This is a genomic window from Dyadobacter sp. CY327, assembly GCF_021390415.1.
In the GTDB taxonomy this organism is placed as follows: Bacteria; Bacteroidota; Bacteroidia; order Cytophagales; family Spirosomataceae; genus Dyadobacter; species Dyadobacter chenhuakuii.
On sequence record NZ_JAJUXJ010000001.1, the window covers coordinates 746,889 to 764,856 of the forward strand.

Annotated in this window: 15 protein-coding genes; 8 read left to right on the forward strand and 7 right to left on the reverse strand. The window is 45.4% G+C overall.

The features are described 5' to 3' along the window. Positions 1 to 14: 14 nt before the first annotated feature. Both LZG74_RS03215 and LZG74_RS03220 read right to left on the reverse strand, forming a co-directional pair. Positions 15 to 734 carry a lipoprotein signal peptidase gene (locus LZG74_RS03215; protein WP_233795169.1) on the reverse strand — a complete coding sequence of 240 codons (720 nt, stop codon included), beginning with the start codon at positions 732 to 734 and terminating at the stop codon, positions 15 to 17. A gap of 50 nt (positions 735 to 784) precedes the next feature. Then, positions 785 to 1,987, reverse strand: a complete 1,203-nt coding sequence (locus LZG74_RS03220) for a proline dehydrogenase family protein (protein ID WP_233795170.1) — start codon at positions 1,985 to 1,987, stop codon at positions 785 to 787. 188 nt (positions 1,988 to 2,175) lie between these two features. On the opposite strand from LZG74_RS03220, the gene LZG74_RS03225 reads away from it, so the two are divergent. Then, entirely contained in the window at positions 2,176 to 3,270 is a 1,095-nt protein-coding gene (locus LZG74_RS03225) for a chorismate mutase (RefSeq protein WP_233795171.1), read from the forward strand. Positions 3,271 to 3,336: 66 nt separating this feature from the next. Here LZG74_RS03225 and LZG74_RS03230 read toward each other — a convergent pair whose 3' ends face one another. Together LZG74_RS03230 and LZG74_RS03235 are read right to left on the reverse strand one after the other, a co-directional pair. Further along, positions 3,337 to 3,978, reverse strand: a complete 642-nt coding sequence (locus LZG74_RS03230) for a GDSL-type esterase/lipase family protein (protein WP_233795172.1) — start codon at positions 3,976 to 3,978, stop codon at positions 3,337 to 3,339. Beyond that, the gene (locus LZG74_RS03235; protein WP_233795173.1) at positions 3,975 to 4,562 is read right to left on the reverse strand and encodes a thymidine kinase; all 588 of its coding nucleotides are present in this window, start codon (positions 4,560 to 4,562) and stop codon (positions 3,975 to 3,977) included. Before LZG74_RS03235 ends, LZG74_RS03230 begins: the two co-directional genes overlap by 4 nt. A gap of 102 nt (positions 4,563 to 4,664) precedes the next feature. On the opposite strand from LZG74_RS03235, the gene LZG74_RS03240 reads away from it, so the two are divergent. Continuing rightward, complete coding sequence (locus tag LZG74_RS03240; protein ID WP_233795174.1) at positions 4,665 to 5,777, forward strand: hypothetical protein; 1,113 nt, start codon at positions 4,665 to 4,667, stop codon at positions 5,775 to 5,777. A gap of 4 nt (positions 5,778 to 5,781) precedes the next feature. Here LZG74_RS03240 and LZG74_RS03245 read toward each other — a convergent pair whose 3' ends face one another. Both LZG74_RS03245 and LZG74_RS03250 read right to left on the reverse strand, forming a co-directional pair. Then, positions 5,782 to 6,624 (reverse strand): hydroxymethylglutaryl-CoA lyase, encoded by an 843-nt coding sequence (locus tag LZG74_RS03245; protein WP_233795175.1) that lies wholly within the window; start codon positions 6,622 to 6,624, stop codon positions 5,782 to 5,784. A gap of 96 nt (positions 6,625 to 6,720) precedes the next feature. Continuing rightward, complete coding sequence (locus tag LZG74_RS03250; protein WP_233795176.1) at positions 6,721 to 7,782, reverse strand: NAD-dependent epimerase/dehydratase family protein; 1,062 nt, start codon at positions 7,780 to 7,782, stop codon at positions 6,721 to 6,723. A 248-nt stretch (positions 7,783 to 8,030) separates the two neighbouring features. Here LZG74_RS03250 and LZG74_RS03255 point away from each other — a divergent pair, with 248 nt between their 5' ends. Genes LZG74_RS03255 through LZG74_RS03270 form a run of 4 tightly spaced genes read left to right on the forward strand, consistent with a single transcriptional unit; the run spans position 8,031 to position 15,100 of the window. Beyond that, positions 8,031 to 8,753 carry a hypothetical protein gene (locus tag LZG74_RS03255; RefSeq protein ID WP_233795177.1) on the forward strand — a complete coding sequence of 241 codons (723 nt, stop codon included), beginning with the start codon at positions 8,031 to 8,033 and terminating at the stop codon, positions 8,751 to 8,753. Next, entirely contained in the window at positions 8,750 to 11,521 is a 2,772-nt protein-coding gene (locus LZG74_RS03260) for a TonB-dependent receptor (protein WP_233795178.1), read from the forward strand. Before LZG74_RS03255 ends, LZG74_RS03260 begins: the two co-directional genes overlap by 4 nt. A 34-nt stretch (positions 11,522 to 11,555) precedes the next feature. Then, positions 11,556 to 12,674: a DUF4249 domain-containing protein gene (locus tag LZG74_RS03265; protein WP_233795179.1), complete on the forward strand. Its 1,119-nt coding sequence runs from the start codon at positions 11,556 to 11,558 to the stop codon at positions 12,672 to 12,674. A gap of 23 nt (positions 12,675 to 12,697) precedes the next feature. Further along, positions 12,698 to 15,100, forward strand: a complete 2,403-nt coding sequence (locus LZG74_RS03270) for a hypothetical protein (protein WP_233795180.1) — start codon at positions 12,698 to 12,700, stop codon at positions 15,098 to 15,100. On the opposite strand, the gene LZG74_RS03275 is transcribed toward LZG74_RS03270, so the two are convergent. Continuing rightward, on the reverse strand, positions 15,101 to 15,562 hold the full coding sequence (locus tag LZG74_RS03275; RefSeq protein WP_026631284.1) for an Lrp/AsnC family transcriptional regulator: 462 nt from the start codon (positions 15,560 to 15,562) through the stop codon (positions 15,101 to 15,103). Positions 15,563 to 15,733: 171 nt separating this feature from the next. Between LZG74_RS03275 and LZG74_RS03280 the strand changes: the two genes are divergently transcribed. Both LZG74_RS03280 and kbl read left to right on the forward strand, forming a co-directional pair. Beyond that, complete coding sequence (locus LZG74_RS03280; RefSeq protein WP_233795181.1) at positions 15,734 to 16,687, forward strand: NAD-dependent epimerase/dehydratase family protein; 954 nt, start codon at positions 15,734 to 15,736, stop codon at positions 16,685 to 16,687. 36 nt (positions 16,688 to 16,723) lie between these two features. Further along, a complete protein-coding gene (gene kbl, locus LZG74_RS03285; protein WP_233795182.1) occupies positions 16,724 to 17,908 on the forward strand; it encodes a glycine C-acetyltransferase in 1,185 nt (394 codons plus the stop codon). Positions 17,909 to 17,968: the final 60 nt, after the last annotated feature.

The following is a 17,968-nucleotide window of genomic DNA, read 5'->3' on the forward strand; positions in this document are numbered from 1 at the left end:
GAAAAAAGAGAGCCTTAGCTCTCTTTTTTCGTTTCGTCATCTTCCAGTTTAACAGGAGTGGAAGGAGGAATGTCTGTGGGCTCATCCGTTGCGCTTACTGACGTTTCAACGGGCGTTTCATCCTCATCTTTATGATCTGAATCATCTGAATGATCCGAGTGAAAGCTTCCCTGGAATATTAGAATGCTGCATACGCCGATGAAAATGCATGAATCGGCAATGTTGAAGATTGGTGTAGAGTAATATTGTCCACCCCAGACAGGAATCCATTCCGGAATAAACCCTTCCCAAAAATCAACAAAAATCATGTCAATAACCTGTCCATGAAACCAGGGAGTAGGAGAGCCGTAAGGCGCATTTTTAAGCAAAACGCCATAGAATGTGCTGTCGATCACATTACCCACAGCGCCGGCAAGTATCATTGACAATGCCCAAAGCAATCCCTTTGAAGCACCTGAACGGGCCAAATGGATCAAATACCAGCCAATGGCGCACATGGCCACAAGGCGGAACAATGTCAGAAAAAGCTTGCCATATTCGTGCCCCAGCTGCATGCCGAACGCCATCCCCGGATTAAGGACATAATGTAGTTTCAGCCAATTGCCGATCAGTGGGATCTGGCCGGAAAATCCAGGTTCCATGTATTTATAAACCAGGAATTTAGAAAGCTGATCCAGCACGATAAGCAGCAAACTGAAAACTAAATATGGCGTTGGATTTCGGGATTGATTCATTCGTTTTTCAAACAATTGACAATTTCAAGAATGCGAAAGTAATAAGTTACTTATAAAGAACCGATTCCCCTTCTCTTCAATTCACTTTTAACCAGCAGATACTCCCTGCTGCTCTGGCCCGCAATAGAGGTGTTTTCCTCTGCACGACGGATCAGATAAGGCAAAACAGCGTCAATTGGGCCGTAAGGAACATACTTGGCAACATTATATCCCGCCTTCGACAAATTAAAGGAAATGTTATCGCTCATGCCCAGCAATTGTGCAAACCAGATCCGGTCATCATTCCGGCTGATGTCCTGCTTTTTCATCTTGGCAGCGCAGTATTGCGAGCTGTATTCATTATGTGTGCCCAGGCAGATCGAAATGTGTTCAATGTGGTCCAAACTGAAATCGATGGCTGCGTTGTAGTCGCTGTCCGTTGCTTCCTTCGAAACATGGATAGGATTAAAATATTCGTTTTCTCTCGCCCTGAGCCGCTCTTTTTCCATATATGCACCCCTAACGAGCTTTCCGCCAAGGAAATAGCCTTTCTGCCGTGCCGCGAGATAAGCACTTTTTAATCCTTCCAGCGTATCATGCCTGTAAAGTTGGTATGTGTTGTAAACGATGGCTTTTTCGCGGTTGAATTTTTGCATCATTCGGTAGGTCAGGTCGTCGATGATGCCCTGGATCCAGCTTTCTTCCGCATCCACAAAAATGCGGACGTTCTTATCATGTGCATGGCGGCATAATGTCTCCACACGCTCCTGAATGCGGGCATATGCGGCCTCTTCCTCGCTTGTAAGCTCCTCATTACGCTGGATTTTTTCCAGCAGATCCGCGGAAGCAACACCCGTAATCTTGAACACGGAAAAAGGGATCGTTTCCGAGGAAGCCGCCTTATCGATCGTTTTCAGGATTTCATTCGTTGTAGCATCAAAGCTTGCTTCGTCGTCCTCACCTTCCACCGAGTAATCCAGGATGGTGCCAATGCCCGACCGGCCGAGCAATGAAATGGTTGGATCGCAGTCCCTAATCGTCTCACCGCCACAGAATTGTTCAAAAATGGTAAGACGGATAACATTTTTTATCGGTAAGTGAAGTTTTAGTGCAAGCTTTATAAAAAAAGTGCCTAAATTTACCACTCGAGCCTGATTCATGAGGCTGAATAACCAGTAAGTTTTCCGTAGTTGAGCGTCTGATTTTGATGCAAATGCGACGGAAGTATCTTCAAAAAATACAGGTATTTCGTCTTTTGGAGAAGGATATGCCATTTTTTAATTATACGTTTTTCCTAAGTGAAAGTTTAGTGTTTTTGCTTAAAATCACTGGAAGAAAGTAGTACGCATTAAGAAGTTGATTGACTTTTGTTATATCAAATGTACGTCAATCCCAGAAATACGCATAACACCGGATCAAAATATTACAATTATCATTTTTTATTAAGGACAAGTTTTTGAATATGAATGCTTCTTTAGATATCCTTCCGTTAAGCAGTTGGATCAATACCGAAGGTAAGCCTTTGGTAATCGCCGGACCTTGCAGCGCAGAGACCGAGGAACAAATGTTAGAAACCGCAATCCAGATCAAAGAGGAAGGATTTGCGCACGTAATCCGTGCGGGAATTTGGAAACCGAGGACTCGTCCAGGAAGTTTTGAAGGCATGGGAGAAGCTGCTTTACCCTGGTTACAGGAAGTAAAGAAACAAACCGGAATGCCTGTTGCTGTTGAAGTTGCAAATCCTCAGCACATTGAATTAGCATTGAAATATGGTGTGGATATACTTTGGATCGGTGCTCGTACAACCGTGAACCCATTCAATGTTCAGGAACTTGCGGATGCTTTGAAAGGCATTGATGTTCCTGTTTTGGTGAAAAACCCTGTGAATCCTGACCTGCAATTGTGGATCGGTGCTTTGGAGCGTTTGAACCAGGCTGGCGTAAGGAAATTGGGTGCAATCCACCGTGGTTTCTCGAACGCTCAGGAAACGAAGTTCCGTAACTCCCCAATGTGGAACATTGCAATCGAATTGAAAACACTTTTCCCTGAATTGCCTGTTATCGGTGATCCAAGCCACATGGCCGGAAAACGTGCTTACTTGTATGAATTGGCACAACGTGCGCTTGATTTGAACTATGAAGGTCTGATCATCGAATCACACCGCGAGCCGGACAAAGCTTGGTCTGATGCTGCTCAGCAGTTGACGCCAGCTGCCCTTGGTCAAATGTTGCATGACCTGCACGTTCGTAAAGAGTCTTACGGCAGCGATTACCAATCTCAATTAGAGATCATTCGTGGCAAAATTGACAACCTGGACCGCGAAATGCTTGAAACATTGGCAAACCGCATGGCTTTGGTTGAGAAATTGGCTGAATACAAACGCGATAACAATGTTGCAGCTTACCAGGTTGACCGTTTCCGTGAAGTTTTGGAAACACGCGCAGGATGGGGTAAAAGCATGAATTTGTATCCAAACCTTGTTGACGAGCTTTTCAAACTTGTTCACATGGAATCAATCCGCAAGCAAACCGAGGTGATGAACCAGGTTAATGTTTAGGATTTAAGATAGCATACCAAAAACGGCCGTTTCGAAAGAAGCGGCCGTTTTTATTTATATGTTTGATCAAATTCCCTTTTCCTTCAAAACCTTCCTAATCTCCCGTGCCCAGATCTCATAAGCCTTCTCGTTCAAATGTGTTTTATCAACAGCATACTCAGCTTTCAACCCCTTTGAATCTGAAATAAACTGATTGAGGTCAATGTAATCCACTTCGTTTTTCTCGCAATATTTAATCAGGAAGTCGTTTAATGTATCTACTTCCTTTTTGCTAACGGGATCATTTTGCTCATAGACAGTAAGCGTGACAACGGGGATGATTTTGCTTTCTTTTATTTTGTCAAGAATAGCCTTATAGTAACCTTGCATTCGCTCCTGCGAAACGCCGACTGTAATGTCATTAATGCCGCCTTTTACAAAACATATCTTCGGATGCAGGTTAACAACATGTGTGGGAAGCAATTGCAGGAAATGATAAGTGCTCATGCCGGGCAGTCCGTTGTTCAGGACATCCGTTCGGTCCAGTAATGCGGTCCATTTTCCCTGTGCGGTGATCGAATTTCCGTACATGACAATGGTCGGATTTCCTTTCATGGCAACAAATCTTTGCATAATCTTATCACGATAAATGTATGAGAAAACGCAAATTGACACGATCAGAAGTGCATTCAGCGCCAGAGAAGCAATAAGCCATTTCCTGGTCTTCATACTCGTTCACCCAAATTAAAGCAGCGGCGGCACCGTGCTTCATAAAGATCGGTTTCGCCTAATAAAACGCGTTCGTTAGACGGGGAAAGCCGGTAGGAATGGGAGGCAACTTCCCCGCAGACCATGCAAATGGCGTGCACTTTGGTTACATATTCCGCGACAGCCATCAGCTGGGGCATGCATCCGAATGGTTTTCCCATATAATCCATATCCAGCCCCGCCACGATCACCCGCTTGCCGGAGTCCGCCAGCAAGGTGCATACCTCCACAATTTTCTCATCAAAAAATTGCGCTTCATCCAGGCCGACCACCTCACAGTTTTCGGCCCGGCCCAGGATTTCAAGGGATGTCTGGACAGGAATAGAGCGGATCGAATTGTCATTATGAGAAACAATGTTCTCCTCGTGATAGCGTTTATCCAACGCAGGCTTGAAAATTTGTATCCGTTGCCGGGCTATTTTGGCGCGGTTCAGTCTGCGGATCAATTCCTCCGTTTTTCCGGAAAACATTGATCCACAGATCACTTCGATCCAGCCGGTTCGCGGACTCTCGTTTTCTTTCCTATGCGATGGTTCTATGAACATGTTTGACGGGATACGGGGCTGCCGAACAGGCAAATTTCTTTATCTTTACAAATCAAGCACATTTTTTTTAAACACAGACGTTATCAAAAGCTCTTATTCGTTATGCCGGATAATTTGAATTTAATTGCACTCAACCAATACGCTGCCAGGTTCACCACAACGATCTTAAATGAGATGTACCGGGACCAGGATACGATCTCAGGAGCCGGATTACTGAAACTCACGCCCGTAAGACAAGTAAACCTTGGAATTTTGAACCGGTTATTTGACGCCTGGAGAAGTAACGCAGAACAGTTTCGGAGCCCTTATTTTGATTTTACCAATGAAGAGGTAAAAAAGGCACTGGAAGATTTTATGAACACGGCTTCGCAACATATCGCTGTGAAACGGGCCGACCTGGAACCCATATTATCGGACTCTGTGAAGGACGCGCTCAGGTTATTACTGGCTCCGGAAAGTTATTTCGAGGATAAAATCAGGGAAAAGCAGGATGCGGAGTTTACGCATGAAAAGGCAGAGCATCTTGTTAAATATACCCACATTCACCGTGGACTGGCAGAAGCGATGTTAGCCCGCCTGACAGACAGTGGCTCAAATTCGGTTTATCAGACCCAAGCCGTTAGCTGGTTATACGAATTAAAAGGCAATCCGGACCTGATCGACGATTTGGATCCTTATTTGCTGCAATTCTCAGATGTTTTCCCGCTCAATCTATCAGATCTTCGCATTTCTGAAAGTGGTAGAAATACATCAACGAGCGGAAGAAATGAATCGAGATCATTCTTCGATTCAGCATTCAATGAGCTGGACGCACCTGCTAAGCCTGCGCCGCCACGCGCAGAACCTGCTTCGGCAGTGATCGGTGAAATTATCGCTAAAACAAATTCTACCGAAAAAGACAGCCTCAACAGCCGCTACAAAGTGGAGCTTCCTAAACATGATGAAGACAAGTCATACGGAAGCGTTCCTGTGAAGGTGGAAAGCATTGCGGGTTCTATTCCCTTGGGACAGCGCTTCATGTTTGTTAATCAGCTTTTTGACAAAAACAGTGAGCATTTCGACAAAGCCATTTATGAATTGGATATGGTGAAAAGTTTTGAAGAAGCGCAAAACCTGATCTGGCATCGTTATGCGTCCAAATATGCCTGGGATGTGAATGGAGAGGCGGTTACAGCGCTGTTGGCGATTGTAAAACGTAAATTTTCAGGTCAATAGACATTTATACCAATTGAAGGAACTGCTCACGAGCGTTTTGCAAAGCCTGCAAATCCAGACTGAGCAGTTCTTTTTTTTCTTTTGCAAATTCCACCAGATTTTCGGTCGGCATATTTCCTACGAGCTCGTCCTGCGCCATGGGACAACCGCCGTAACCCAGCATTGCGCCATCAAAACGCCGGCAGCCTGCTTCATATGCTGCTGCAACTTTCTCCCGCCATTGACCAGGTGTTGTATGAAAATGTGCCCCAAATTCCAGATCAGGCCGGAGCGCCAGCATTTGTGAAAATACATTCTTAATGTCGCTTTCCTGCGCTACGCCCACAGTATCGGCCAGTGAAAATGTACGGATGCCGAATTGGGCCAGCGTTTCAATATTCTCAAATACAATTTCAGCATTCCAGGCGTCTCCGTACGGATTTCCAAAACCCATTGAAATATAAATAACAAGAGTTTTCCCATTGTCCTCAGCCAAAGCTGCAATGCGCTTCACTCTTTCCAACGATTCTGCAATCGTGGAATTGGCATTACGGATCTGAAAAGTTTCGGAAATGGAAAATGGAAAACCAATGTCTGTGATCTGAGGAAACTGGCATGCATCCATGGCGCCGCGCTCGTTAGCAACGATGGCAAGCAGCCTGGTAGTGGAAACAGCTGTATTCAGCTGGCTTATTAATTCCGCAGTATCGCTCACCTGAGGCATGGCTTTGGGAGAAACGAAACTCCCAAAGTCAATGGTATCAAACCCAACGCGAAGCAGCTGGTTAATGTAATACGCCTTTTTCTCAGTAGGAATAAAGCGATGAACTCCCTGCCAGGCATCCCGCGGACATTCGATGATTTTCAAGATTCAATGAGTGAGTGAGTGAATGAGTGAATGAGTGAATGAGTGAATACTCGTTTTTTAAAACATTCAGTCATTCACTCATTCAATCATTCAAAATTATTTCAATATTGGTGCCAAATCTTTCTCATTCTCCGCGAGCCACGCTGCAATGTCCTCGACGATCTGGCGGATGCCGATTTCGGGTTTCCAGCCTGTAAGTGCTGTTACTTTCGTGTTATCCGTTACGTAAAGCCGGATGTCGGCGGTGCGGTTTTCGGGCACTACTTTAATAGGGATCGTTTTGCCGGTAACTTCCTGACAGACTTTCGTTAACTCCTGCAAGGATGCACTGCTTTCCAGTCCGCCGCCTGCATTCAGGATCTCTCCGTTAACTTTATCAAGGTTGTGCAACTGCCAGTCGATCAGGCGGTAAAGGTCTGCCACGTGCAACATGTCACGGATTTGCTTACCAGTTCCGCCGTAGCCAAAGTAGCCCAGTTGTTGTTCAAAATAATGTTTTGCAATCCAAAGCACCATCACGCCCTGATCCACTTTGCCCATCTGCCAGGGACCTGTGATCACGCCGCAGCGGTTAATAACTGTTTTAAGATTATAAAACTCGTTGTATTCCTGGATAATAAGCTCAGAAGCCAGTTTGGTCGTACCATATAAAGAGCGCGCACCATTCAATGGGAAATCTTCCGCAATCCCTTTGGACGAAACACCGGCAACAGGCTGGTCGTCCGACAACGCAAAACGCGTAGGCTCTTCAACGAAGTTTAATGTTTCAATGGTTTTGATCGGATAAACCCGGCTCGTGGAAAGGAAAATAAAGCCAGCTTTATGCTTCAATGCATAATTAAGGCAGTTAATGGTCCCAACCAGGTTGGTATTAATCAGATAATCGGGTGTGCCGTCCAGGCCAGCCAGAACCGAAGGTTCGGCAGAAGCTTCGATCACCACGTCAACCGCCGGGACCGAGTCAAAATCTTCTTTATTCCTGATATCGCCATGCACGAATTCAACGCCCTGCGCTTTCAGTCGGCTCAAATTGAGCTCGGAACCCCTGCGTTTAAGGTTATCCAGTGCATAAACCTGGTAATCAGGATAATTAACTTTCAGGGATATGGCTAATGCGGAACCTACGAAACCGGCTCCTCCGGTAATTAAAATTTTCATAAAGCGATTTTATGTGTAAGCAGAAAGTGTGGAAGTAAACTGTTTCCAAAGTTAGGAGATTCCATAAGAACGGATAAATTTGCCAGGAATATTTATATTTAAAACTTGTTATGTATAACATCGAAATCTAATTAATTTGAATAAATTTGGAATGTAGTATGTAACTTATGTTCACATCCTTTTCAGCATACTCCACTGCAACAATTCGTTAGCTCTACTTCGTACTAAGCATAACAAACCGGCCATACATGCGCATTTGTACCTTTACTATTTTTCTTCTTTCCTGTCTCGCATTCCAGTCTTTCGGGCAAAATGGTGGCGTAGCCGAGGCCAAAGAGACCGCATATCCGATCGCCATGTACAAGGAGGCCACCAGCCAGTCTCAGAACCTATATAATGGCCGGCAATATTACGTTTACGACAACCGGTCGGAAGAACATCAGTTTTTTGAGTTCAGAAAATGGCACAACGGCGTCATCATGTACGACGGCCAGCGCTTTGACAGCATCCCCATGCTTTACGACATCTTTAAAGATGAGCTCATAATCAAACATTTCAACGGCGATCACATCCTTCTGCAATCCGAAAAGGTTGACTATTTCAAAGTGGACAACCACAATTTCGTGCGATATGAGGCCGGTAAGGACATTAATGAACAAATGCGCACCGGGTTTTATGATGTCTTGTACGAAGGTAAATCGCGTACAATCGTCCGCCGGGTAAAACAGCGCCAGGAAAAGATCGTGGATAAAATGGTGATCGCATTATATCCCCAGAAAAATAACTTCTTCATCATGAAAGGCGACCGTTACTATGGCGTCAGTTCCAAAAAGTCGGCGCTGAATCTGTTTCCTGAATACAAAAGGGAGTTGCGTAAAGTGCTTAAAGATCAAAGAATTAAGTTCAGGAAAAACAGGGAAACTGCCATCGTCACCATTGTCGACACTTACGACAAACTAGCCAAACAATGAAAATACTTTTACCCTTAATGATCTTATTCAGTGTCGGGTTGTTTTCCAGAGATGCTTACGCACAGTCGGCACCGGAAAAGAAAATCACCATGCGCCTGGATTCAGCGCGCTTCAATGACTTCGTAAAACAGGTCGAGAGCCAAACGGGCTACTATTTTTACTACGACGCCTCCAAATTTGACAGCCTTACGCTGGATCTCAACGTTAAAGATCTCGCCATCCGCGAAGTGCTCGACCAGGTTTTTAAGGGCTCGGAATTTGAATATTCCATTGATGCGCAAAAACGCATTTACATTACCCAGGGCCAGCGGATCATTACGCAACTCACGCCCGGGCTTTTTGAGCCGGATCTGGCTGGTGACAACGGAACCATCGCTTATTCCGGTCCGGAAAACGATGCGAAAGAACGACTGCTCTCAACCGCTGAAAGCAAATTACACGAAATAGGCATCAAAAAACACCGCATAATCCCTGGAAACTCAACCATAACCGGCTACGTGCGGAATGCGGTTACCGGCGAGCCGGTGATCGGTGCGGCGGTGTTCATCACATCACCTTCCATTGGCGTTACTACGGATGCGCTCGGCCTGTACGCGCTCACCATCCCGCGTGGAAAGCAGATTGTACACATTAAGAGCACCGGAATGCGCGAAACACAACGCCAGGTAATGCTGTATTCCGATGGAAAGCTGGACGTGGAGATGCGTGAAAGTGTGATCGCGTTGAAGGAAGTTTCGGTAAAAGCGGGGATGGATAAGAATGTAGTAGGGACACAAATGGGAACGGTTAAGCTGACCATTAAAAACCTGAAACAAGTGCCAACCGTGTTTGGGGAAACGGATCTGCTGCGTACAGTGCTGACATTGCCGGGTATCAAGTCGGTGGGTGAAAACAGCACAGGACTGAATGTTCGCGGTGGCTCAACCGACCAGAATCTGATCCAGTATAATGATGCCGTTATCTATAATCCGTCCCACCTTTTCGGGTTTTTCTCCGCATTTAACCCGGATGTATTAAAAGACGTGGAGCTTTACAAAAGCACGATCCCTGCCAAGTTCGGGGGAAGGCTGGCGTCGGTTCTGGATATCAGCAGCCGGGATGGGAATAAGAAAAAGTTTATGGCATCGGGTGGAATTGGCTTGGTAACAGGCCGGTTAACATTGGAAGGGCCATTGGTTAAAGACAAAACCTCCTTCTTACTCGGCGGCCGGTCCACTTATAGTAGCTGGCTGATCAAGAGGTTGGATAATGAGAATTATAATAAGAGCTCGGCTTCTTTTTATGATGTAAACCTCCATATAAGCCACGAAATCAATGAAAAGAACAGCTTATTTCTGACCGGATACATTAGCGACGACCGGTTCAGGCTGTATGGCGATACACTTTACACGTATCAGAACCAGCTGGGATCATTGAAATGGAAACATACATTTAATAACAGGTTATACAGTGTTTTCACGGCTGCCCACACAAAATACCAGTATGCGATGGGGGCTGCGGGTCTGCCGCTTAATTCTTTTGATCTCAAATTTGACATTAACCAATCCAATTTCAAGGCCGATCTGAGCTATGTCCTGCATCCCAAACATACATTGGATTTTGGACTGAGCACCATTTACTACAAGCTGCATCCCGGCTCATTTCAGCCGAAAGGAACTGAATCACTGATCGTTCCGGATGTGCTGGAAGCTGAGCAAGGCACCGAAAGCGCCATTTACATTGAAGATAAATTTGAGGTTAACCCAAGGCTGTCGATCACTGCCGGGATCCGTTATTCATTTTACCAATATTTGGGGCCAAGAAATGTAAATACTTATGTGCCAGGCCTTCCGATTGAATATATTTATCAAAATGGTGTAAAGCAATATGGCTCGGGTAAGAAAATCAAGTCCTACGGCGGCCCGGAATATCGTGCGTCGGTGCGTTACAGCGTCTTTGACAATCTTTCGCTGAAAGTGAGTTACAATACATTGCGCCAGTATATCCACTTGCTGACCAACACCATGACGGTTTCGCCGACGGACATCTGGAAGCTCAGCGATAATTATGTAAAGCCACAAATCGGCGATCAGATCTCGGTGGGGTTATATCGGAATTTCAGGGGGAATAAGATCGAGGTTTCACTGGAAGGTTATTATAAAAACATTCAAAACTTCCTGGATTACAAAGGCGGAGATTCGCTGATTATGAATCACAACATTGAAGCCGCCGTGCTGAATACCAAAGCCAAGGCATATGGGGTTGAATTTATGATCAAGAAAATGACCGGTAAGCTCAATGGCTGGCTGGGCTATACATACGCCCGGACATTGCTGCGGGCCATTGACCGCGATTCCCCGGACGCGCCTAATGATGGCAATTTCTATCCAAGTAACTATGATAAGCCGCACGATTTTACATTGATTTCCAATTACAGGTTCTCGCACCGCGTAAGCTTTTCATTCAATTTTACATACAGCACAGGAAGGCCGTACACGCCGCCGATCGGGAAATACCTGATCGATGGATCGCAACGCGTTTATTATGCAGACAGAAACCAGTTCCGGATCCCGGATTATTACCGTACAGACGTCTCGCTGAACCTGGAAGGCAATCACAGGATTAAAAAGCTGGCACACAGTTCCTGGACGCTGGCCGTATACAATGTACTGGGCCGCAAAAATCCAACTTCCGTTTATTTTCAGACCGTAGGCGGCAAGGTAAGCGGTTACCAGCTTTCTATTTTTGGACAACCTATCCCGACCATCACTTATAATTTCAGATTTTAACATGGTCACACGGAAATGGTTTTCTGTTAAAAAAATGCATTGGTGTTATCAGTCTGCGGTTTTTCTTGCACTAATCCTGATCATATACGGCTGCATTGAGCCGTTTTCTCCGCCGGAAGTGACTAATACAGAGAGTTTTCTGGTTGTCGACGGATTTCTTAATGTGGGAAGTGACACCAGCAGGATCACATTACGGAACACGCAGAATACAAATGATGATACACGGCCTGTCGTGGAAGGCGGCGCGCGGATTTCAGTGGATGCGGAAAGTGGGGAAAAATATGAATTTGAAGAAAAAGGGCAAGGTGTTTATCTTTTGCCGCCGGTAAATTTTAACATGACCACCAAATATCGCCTGCACATTCGCCGGTCGAACGGCAGGGAATATTTATCCGATTATGTGGTTGTGACGCAAACACCTCCTATTGACAGTTTGACCTACAAGCTGGATTTGAGAAGAAATGCAATGATCATTTATGTAAACACACACGATCCTGCAAACAACACGCGGTTTTACCGGTGGAAATTTGAAGAAACTTTTGAGTACAAGAGTGCTTATTTTTCAGGTTTGGTGCGTGATACGGAGGCAGGCGAAATTATTCCGCGGCGGGACGATATCAGTACATGCTGGAACACATTGGAATCCAGGGACATTAAGTTGGGTTCAACAATAAAGTTGAATCAGGATATAATCAAAGATCTGCCGATCAATATCATTGATATCTCTACAAATAAGCTCTTTATTAAATACAGCATTCTGGTCAGGCAGTATGCATTGTCACGGGAGGCATTTGAATATTGGACAGATCTTTCAAAGACAACGCAGGGAACCGGAAGTCTTTTTGACCCACAACCTTCGCAGGTTACAGGCAACATTAAGAATACAGGAGATCCCAAGGAGCTTGTTTTTGGTTATTTCAGCGCGGTTACAGAACAAAAACAGCGCATTTTTATGACGCCCGCACTCGGTCGTTCGCCGATGTGCCTTGCGCCAGATACGCTCACGCCAGACGATGCTTACAAATCCTACGGTGTGCTGCTGAATTCATATATAGATGCAGGGGGAAGCACTTTTATTTTGAGTTCTTCCGAAGATTGTGCCGATTGCCGGGCACAAGGCGGAACAACCACAAGACCATCTTTCTGGAAATGATATTTTAATGATCATATAATTTTATGAAACGGATTTTATTCTATTGCTATGTGCTGCTCTGTGCCGCTTTATCCGCGAAGGCGCAGGACGACGCTATGGTCAAGTCGATTCAGTATAGGTTTGGCTTATATGCCGAAAAGGCGTTGCAGGAAAAAATGTATGTCCATCTCGATCGCCCTTTGTATCTCATCGGGGAAACGATCTGGTTTAAGGCTTATAATTTAAATGCATCCTCGCATCAGTTTGTGGATGTGAGCAAAGTCGCATATCTGGAAGTACTTGATGCTGAAAACAATGCATTGATACAAACGAAATTCTCATTAGCAGAGGGCAAAGGAGATGGCTCTATCCTCATCCCGTCTACAATCGCGAGCGGAAAATATAAAGTGCGTTGCTATACCAACTGGATGAAGAATTACGGTCCTGAATATTTCTTTGAATCTTCCATCTCCATCGTGAATCCATTTGTGCGCTTCGATCCGGACAGGTTGGCAAAAGAAGCCGAAAAATATGACGTGCAGTTTTTTCCCGAAGGCGGATATTTAGTCCAGGGAATTGAAAGTAAAGTCGCATTCAGGGCCATTGGAAAGGAGGGCACTGGCATCAGCTTTACAGGCGACATTGTCAACAGCCAGAACGAAAGCATTACCAAGTTTCAGCCTGAAAAGAATGGGATTGGGTTTTTTACATTAAAACCCGAATCCGGCACCACCTACAATGCAGTCATAAAAGATGGTAAGGGACAGCAGTTCACTTTCCCGCTGCCCAAAGCGGAGGAAAGGGGATATGTTATGCAGCTGAAAGATTCTACCAATAACCTGCTGAAAGTCACTGTAACGGCAACGGTTGTAAGCGATGAGCCCGTGCCGGTTTATCTCATGAGCCACACGCGGCAGCTTAATGCATCTGCGGACCGGAAATATCTGAAAAATAACAAGGCAGTTTTTGTTCTGGACAAATCCAAACTCGGAGAAGGGATTTCGCACATTACGATCTTCAATGAAAAACTGAAACCACTTTGTGAAAGGTTGTATTTCAAAAGACCGGCGAAAGAGCTGGCCATTGAAGCAACGATTAAAAATGCCTTTGTAACAAGGGAAAAAGTGAATATGGACATCTCTGCGGCCGTCTCTTCCGCCAGAGCATCGGAACTGGCCAATGTCTCTGTCGCCGTTTATTTGGCAGATTCCATCGTTAGCCAGCCGCAATCGGACATTACAAGCCATTTGTGGCTTTCTTCGGACCTAAAAGGCAGTGTCGAATCTCCCGAATATTATTTTTCAAACAACAATGCCGATACGGACAGGCAGCTGGACAACTTAATGCTCACACACGGCTGGCGCCGGTTTAAGTGGGAAAATGTGTTCGTAGGCCAGGCCGTTCCGTTCGAATTCCTGCCGGAGTTTGATGGTCATTTGATCCAGGGCAGGGTTATCAACAAAATTGACAGCACTCCAGCCAAAGGCGTTGACACATATCTCGCAGCGCTCGACTTTCCGGCGCGGTTATATGTTGCCCAAAGTGATCAGAAAGGCAATGTTATGTATGAAGTCAGGAAATTCACAGGGCCAAAAGAAATTACTCTGCAGACCAACCTGAACATGGATTCCACGCATCGTATCGAGATAGCGAGTCCATTTTTCAAACAATATGCCACCAGGCCGCTGGCGCCGTTCGTTTTTAGCAAAACCTGGGAAAACCAGCTGCTTACCCGGGCCATTAACATGCAGACGGCCAATGTGTTCCTGCCGCCTGTGGTGGTGGAACAAAAAGCTACATTAGCCGATTCTGTTGCGTTTTTTGGCGTGCCGGATGAAAAGTATTTCCTCGATGATTTCACCCGTTTTCCTACTATGGAGGAGGTTTTGAGGGAATATGTGCGTGGTGTGCTTGTTAGAAAGAGACAAAAGGAATTCCATTTCCGCATGGTGGATAAGCTGCTTCCGAACACATTTTACACCACCGATCCGCTGGTGTTGCTGGACGGCATTCCGATCTTCGACACAGACAAGATCATGGAAATGGATCCTTTGAAGATCAAAAAAATAGAAGTTTTGAACTCCCGCTACTTCCTTGGGCCGATGACTTTTACCGGAATTGCCAGCTTTTCGACTTATCGCAATGATCTGGCGGGCTTTGAGCTGGATCCAAAGGTGACGGTTATCCCCTATGAAGGCGTGCAGGTGCAACGCGAATTTTATTCGCCCCGGTACGACAAAGGCAATGCCGACAGCCGCATTCCGGATTTCAGAAACCTTTTACATTGGGCACCGAACATTACCACTGACGCTTCCGGAAAGGCAAAGCTAGATTTCTACACTTCCGATCAGACTGGGCGTTATCAGGTTGTAATCCAGGGCATTACGCCTTCCGGAGTCTCCGGAAGCAAAACGCTTTCTTTCAACGTTGGCAAAAGCAGCCTTTGATCAGATGTAAAATTCTGATGTATGCTTGATTTCTTTGAGTACAAATGTGCTGTTGAGCACGCCAATGTTGTCGATTTTGGAAAGTTTGTATTTGACGAAGTCGTGGTAGTCGTCCAGACTGGCGACGTTGATTTTTAACAAAAAGTCAACTTGTCCGGCCATATGATAACATTCCTGAACTTCCTGCAAATTCTGGATTTCCTGCTCGAATTTTTCGATAAAAGCCTCATTATGGTAACGCATGGAAACCTGGCAGATAGTCGTTACCTGCCGGTTGATCAGCTTCTTGTCCAGGATCGCCACGTAATGTTTGATATATCCCAGGCTTTCCAATCTTCTTATCCTTTCATAGATCGGCGACACCGTCAGATTTAGCATTGTAGCGATTTCTTTGGTCGTCTTTTTCGCGTCTTTTTGCAAGATGCGCAGGATCTTGGTATCAATTTTGTCCAACTGTTCCATGGTGCAAGAATATTTACTGTGAGCCGAAAGCTTAGTGAAGTTTAAAAGTAATATTTTCTTTGAATCTATGATAGTGCAGGAACATTTCCTGTCAATAGGGTCAAACATTGAGTTTATTATCCGAATTCGGGAAATTGCAAGTGATTAATGCTTTATCAAAACAGGCTTGTCATGAAATCAGAATGCATATTAGTGATTGGTGCGAACGGACAAATTGGTTCGGTGCTTGTAGAATATTTAAGAGAGATTTACGGAGTTGAAAAAGTAGTTGCCTCAGACATCAGGCTGCCCGAGTATAAAACCGGGCTTTTCGAAAAACTGGATGCAACAGATGGCAATGCCCTGGCTGCATTGGTAAAAAAATACAAGGTCACCCAGATCTATCACCTGGCTGCAATCCTGTCTGCGAAGGGTGAGCAGGAGCCATTGAAAACGTGGCATATCAACATGCAAACCTATTTTAATGTTCTGGAAGCAGCTCGGGAAAATAATGTTGCAAAGGTTTTTTACCCAAGTTCTATCGCGGTTTTTGGGGATAATGTGGATACGAAGGCAGAGCAATGGTCCTATCTGGATCCGGCGACGGTTTACGGAATTAGCAAAGCAGCCGGTGAAAACTGGTCGAATTATTATTTTCAAAGATATGGAATGGATATCCGGTCGCTGAGATATCCGGGCATCATCGGTTACCAGTCTATGCCGGGCGGCGGGACCACGGATTATGCCGTTGACATTTACCACAAGGCCGTTCAGGGAGAAGCGTTTGAATGTTTTCTGGAAGCCAAAACAACACTTCCGATGATATACATTAGTGATGCAATGGACGCAACCGTGCGTTTAATGGAAGCACCTAAGGATAAAATCACGGTACGAACGAGTTACAATCTCGCTGGAATCAGTTTTTCCCCGGAAGAAGTAGCAGCAAGCATTGGCAAGATTATCCCAGATTTTAAAATTTCCTATAAGCCTGATTTCCGCCAGAAGATTGCCGAATCATGGCCTGCACAAATTGACGATTCGCAAGCCAGGAAAGACTGGGGCTGGCGTCCGGCTTATAATTTGGATAAAATGACGGAGGAAATGATTTTTGAATTGAAGAAAAAATATCAATCCGTTAAAAGCTGAAAAGCGATTACATATCAACATTAAAAAATCAGATTTATGAACGCTAGCATTCAGGAAGAACTGCATCAGGAGCTGGAAGCCATTAAGGCAGCCGGTTTATACAAAAAAGAAAGGGTTATCACTACGCCACAGGCCGCTAAGATCGCAACCGATGGAAAGGATGTGCTAAATTTTTGTGCAAACAATTACCTGGGACTTTCTTCTCATCCTGAGGTAATTAAGGCTGGTATAGAAGCCATTAACACACACGGATTTGGTATGTCATCGGTTCGTTTTATTTGCGGAACGCAGGACATTCATAAAGAGTTGGAAAGCAAAACCGCTGCTTTTTTAGGCATGGAAGACTGCATTCTCTACGCAGCAGCATTCGACGCCAATGGCGGCGTTTTTGAACCATTACTAAACGAAAAAGACGCTATTATCTCCGACGAACTGAATCACGCTTCCTTAATTGACGGCATCAGGCTGTGTAAAGCGAAACGTTTTCGCTACAAGCACAATGATATGGCCGATTTGGAACAGCAACTTAAAGACGCAGCCGGAAGCCGCAGAATCCTGATCGTAACTGACGGCGTATTCTCCATGGACGGAACCATCGCGCAGCTCGACAAGATCTGCGACCTGGCCGAGGCAAACAATGCCATGGTCATGATCGACGAATGTCACGCATCGGGTTTTATGGGTAAAACGGGCCGCGGCTCGCACGAATTCCGCAATGTTATGGGCCGGATTGACATCATTACCGGCACATACGGAAAAGCGTTGGGCGGTGCGTCGGGTGGTTTTACAGCCGCTAAAAAGGAAATTGTCGAGATTCTGCGCCAGCGTTCAAGGCCTTATTTATTCTCCAATACACTTGCACCATCCATTGTTGGCGCATCCATCAAAGTGCTGGATCTGCTTTCTTCATCAACGGCACTGCGCGATAAGCTGGAAAAAAACACAGCCTATTTCCGCAAAGCCATGACAGAGGCCGGTTTCGATATCTTACCAGGGGAACATCCGATCGTACCAATCATGCTTTACGATGCGAAACTTGCGCAGGAATTCGCTTCGCAATTATTGGAAGAAGGTATCTACGTGATCGGTTTCTTCTATCCCGTCGTCCCGCAGGGCAAAGCCCGCATCCGCGTTCAGATTTCCGCCGGGCACGAGCAAGAACATCTGGAAAAGGCTGTCGCGGCGTTTACGAAGGTAGGGAAGGGGTTGGGGGTTATTTAAAGATAACATCCCCTGTCACCCTGAGCGGAGCCGAAGGGCGCTACTGCTAGCAGCAACGCA

Excerpts from the sequence above, each read along its gene's own strand:
- LZG74_RS03215 (WP_233795169.1), bottom strand. The coding sequence starts at position 734 with ATGAATCAATCCCGAAATCCAACGCCATATTTAGTTTTCAGTTTGCTG.
- LZG74_RS03220 (WP_233795170.1), bottom strand. The coding sequence starts at position 1,987 with ATGGCATATCCTTCTCCAAAAGACGAAATACCTGTATTTTTTGAAGAT.
- LZG74_RS03225 (WP_233795171.1), top strand. The coding sequence starts at position 2,176 with ATGAATGCTTCTTTAGATATCCTTCCGTTAAGCAGTTGGATCAATACC.
- LZG74_RS03230 (WP_233795172.1), bottom strand. The coding sequence starts at position 3,978 with ATGAAGACCAGGAAATGGCTTATTGCTTCTCTGGCGCTGAATGCACTT.
- LZG74_RS03235 (WP_233795173.1), bottom strand. The coding sequence starts at position 4,562 with ATGTTCATAGAACCATCGCATAGGAAAGAAAACGAGAGTCCGCGAACC.
- LZG74_RS03240 (WP_233795174.1), top strand. The coding sequence starts at position 4,665 with ATGCCGGATAATTTGAATTTAATTGCACTCAACCAATACGCTGCCAGG.
- LZG74_RS03250 (WP_233795176.1), bottom strand. The coding sequence starts at position 7,782 with ATGAAAATTTTAATTACCGGAGGAGCCGGTTTCGTAGGTTCCGCATTA.
- LZG74_RS03255 (WP_233795177.1), top strand. The coding sequence starts at position 8,031 with ATGCGCATTTGTACCTTTACTATTTTTCTTCTTTCCTGTCTCGCATTC.
- LZG74_RS03260 (WP_233795178.1), top strand. The coding sequence starts at position 8,750 with ATGAAAATACTTTTACCCTTAATGATCTTATTCAGTGTCGGGTTGTTT.
- LZG74_RS03265 (WP_233795179.1), top strand. The coding sequence starts at position 11,556 with ATGCATTGGTGTTATCAGTCTGCGGTTTTTCTTGCACTAATCCTGATC.
- LZG74_RS03270 (WP_233795180.1), top strand. The coding sequence starts at position 12,698 with ATGAAACGGATTTTATTCTATTGCTATGTGCTGCTCTGTGCCGCTTTA.
- LZG74_RS03275 (WP_026631284.1), bottom strand. The coding sequence starts at position 15,562 with ATGGAACAGTTGGACAAAATTGATACCAAGATCCTGCGCATCTTGCAA.
- LZG74_RS03280 (WP_233795181.1), top strand. The coding sequence starts at position 15,734 with ATGAAATCAGAATGCATATTAGTGATTGGTGCGAACGGACAAATTGGT.
- kbl (WP_233795182.1), top strand. The coding sequence starts at position 16,724 with ATGAACGCTAGCATTCAGGAAGAACTGCATCAGGAGCTGGAAGCCATT.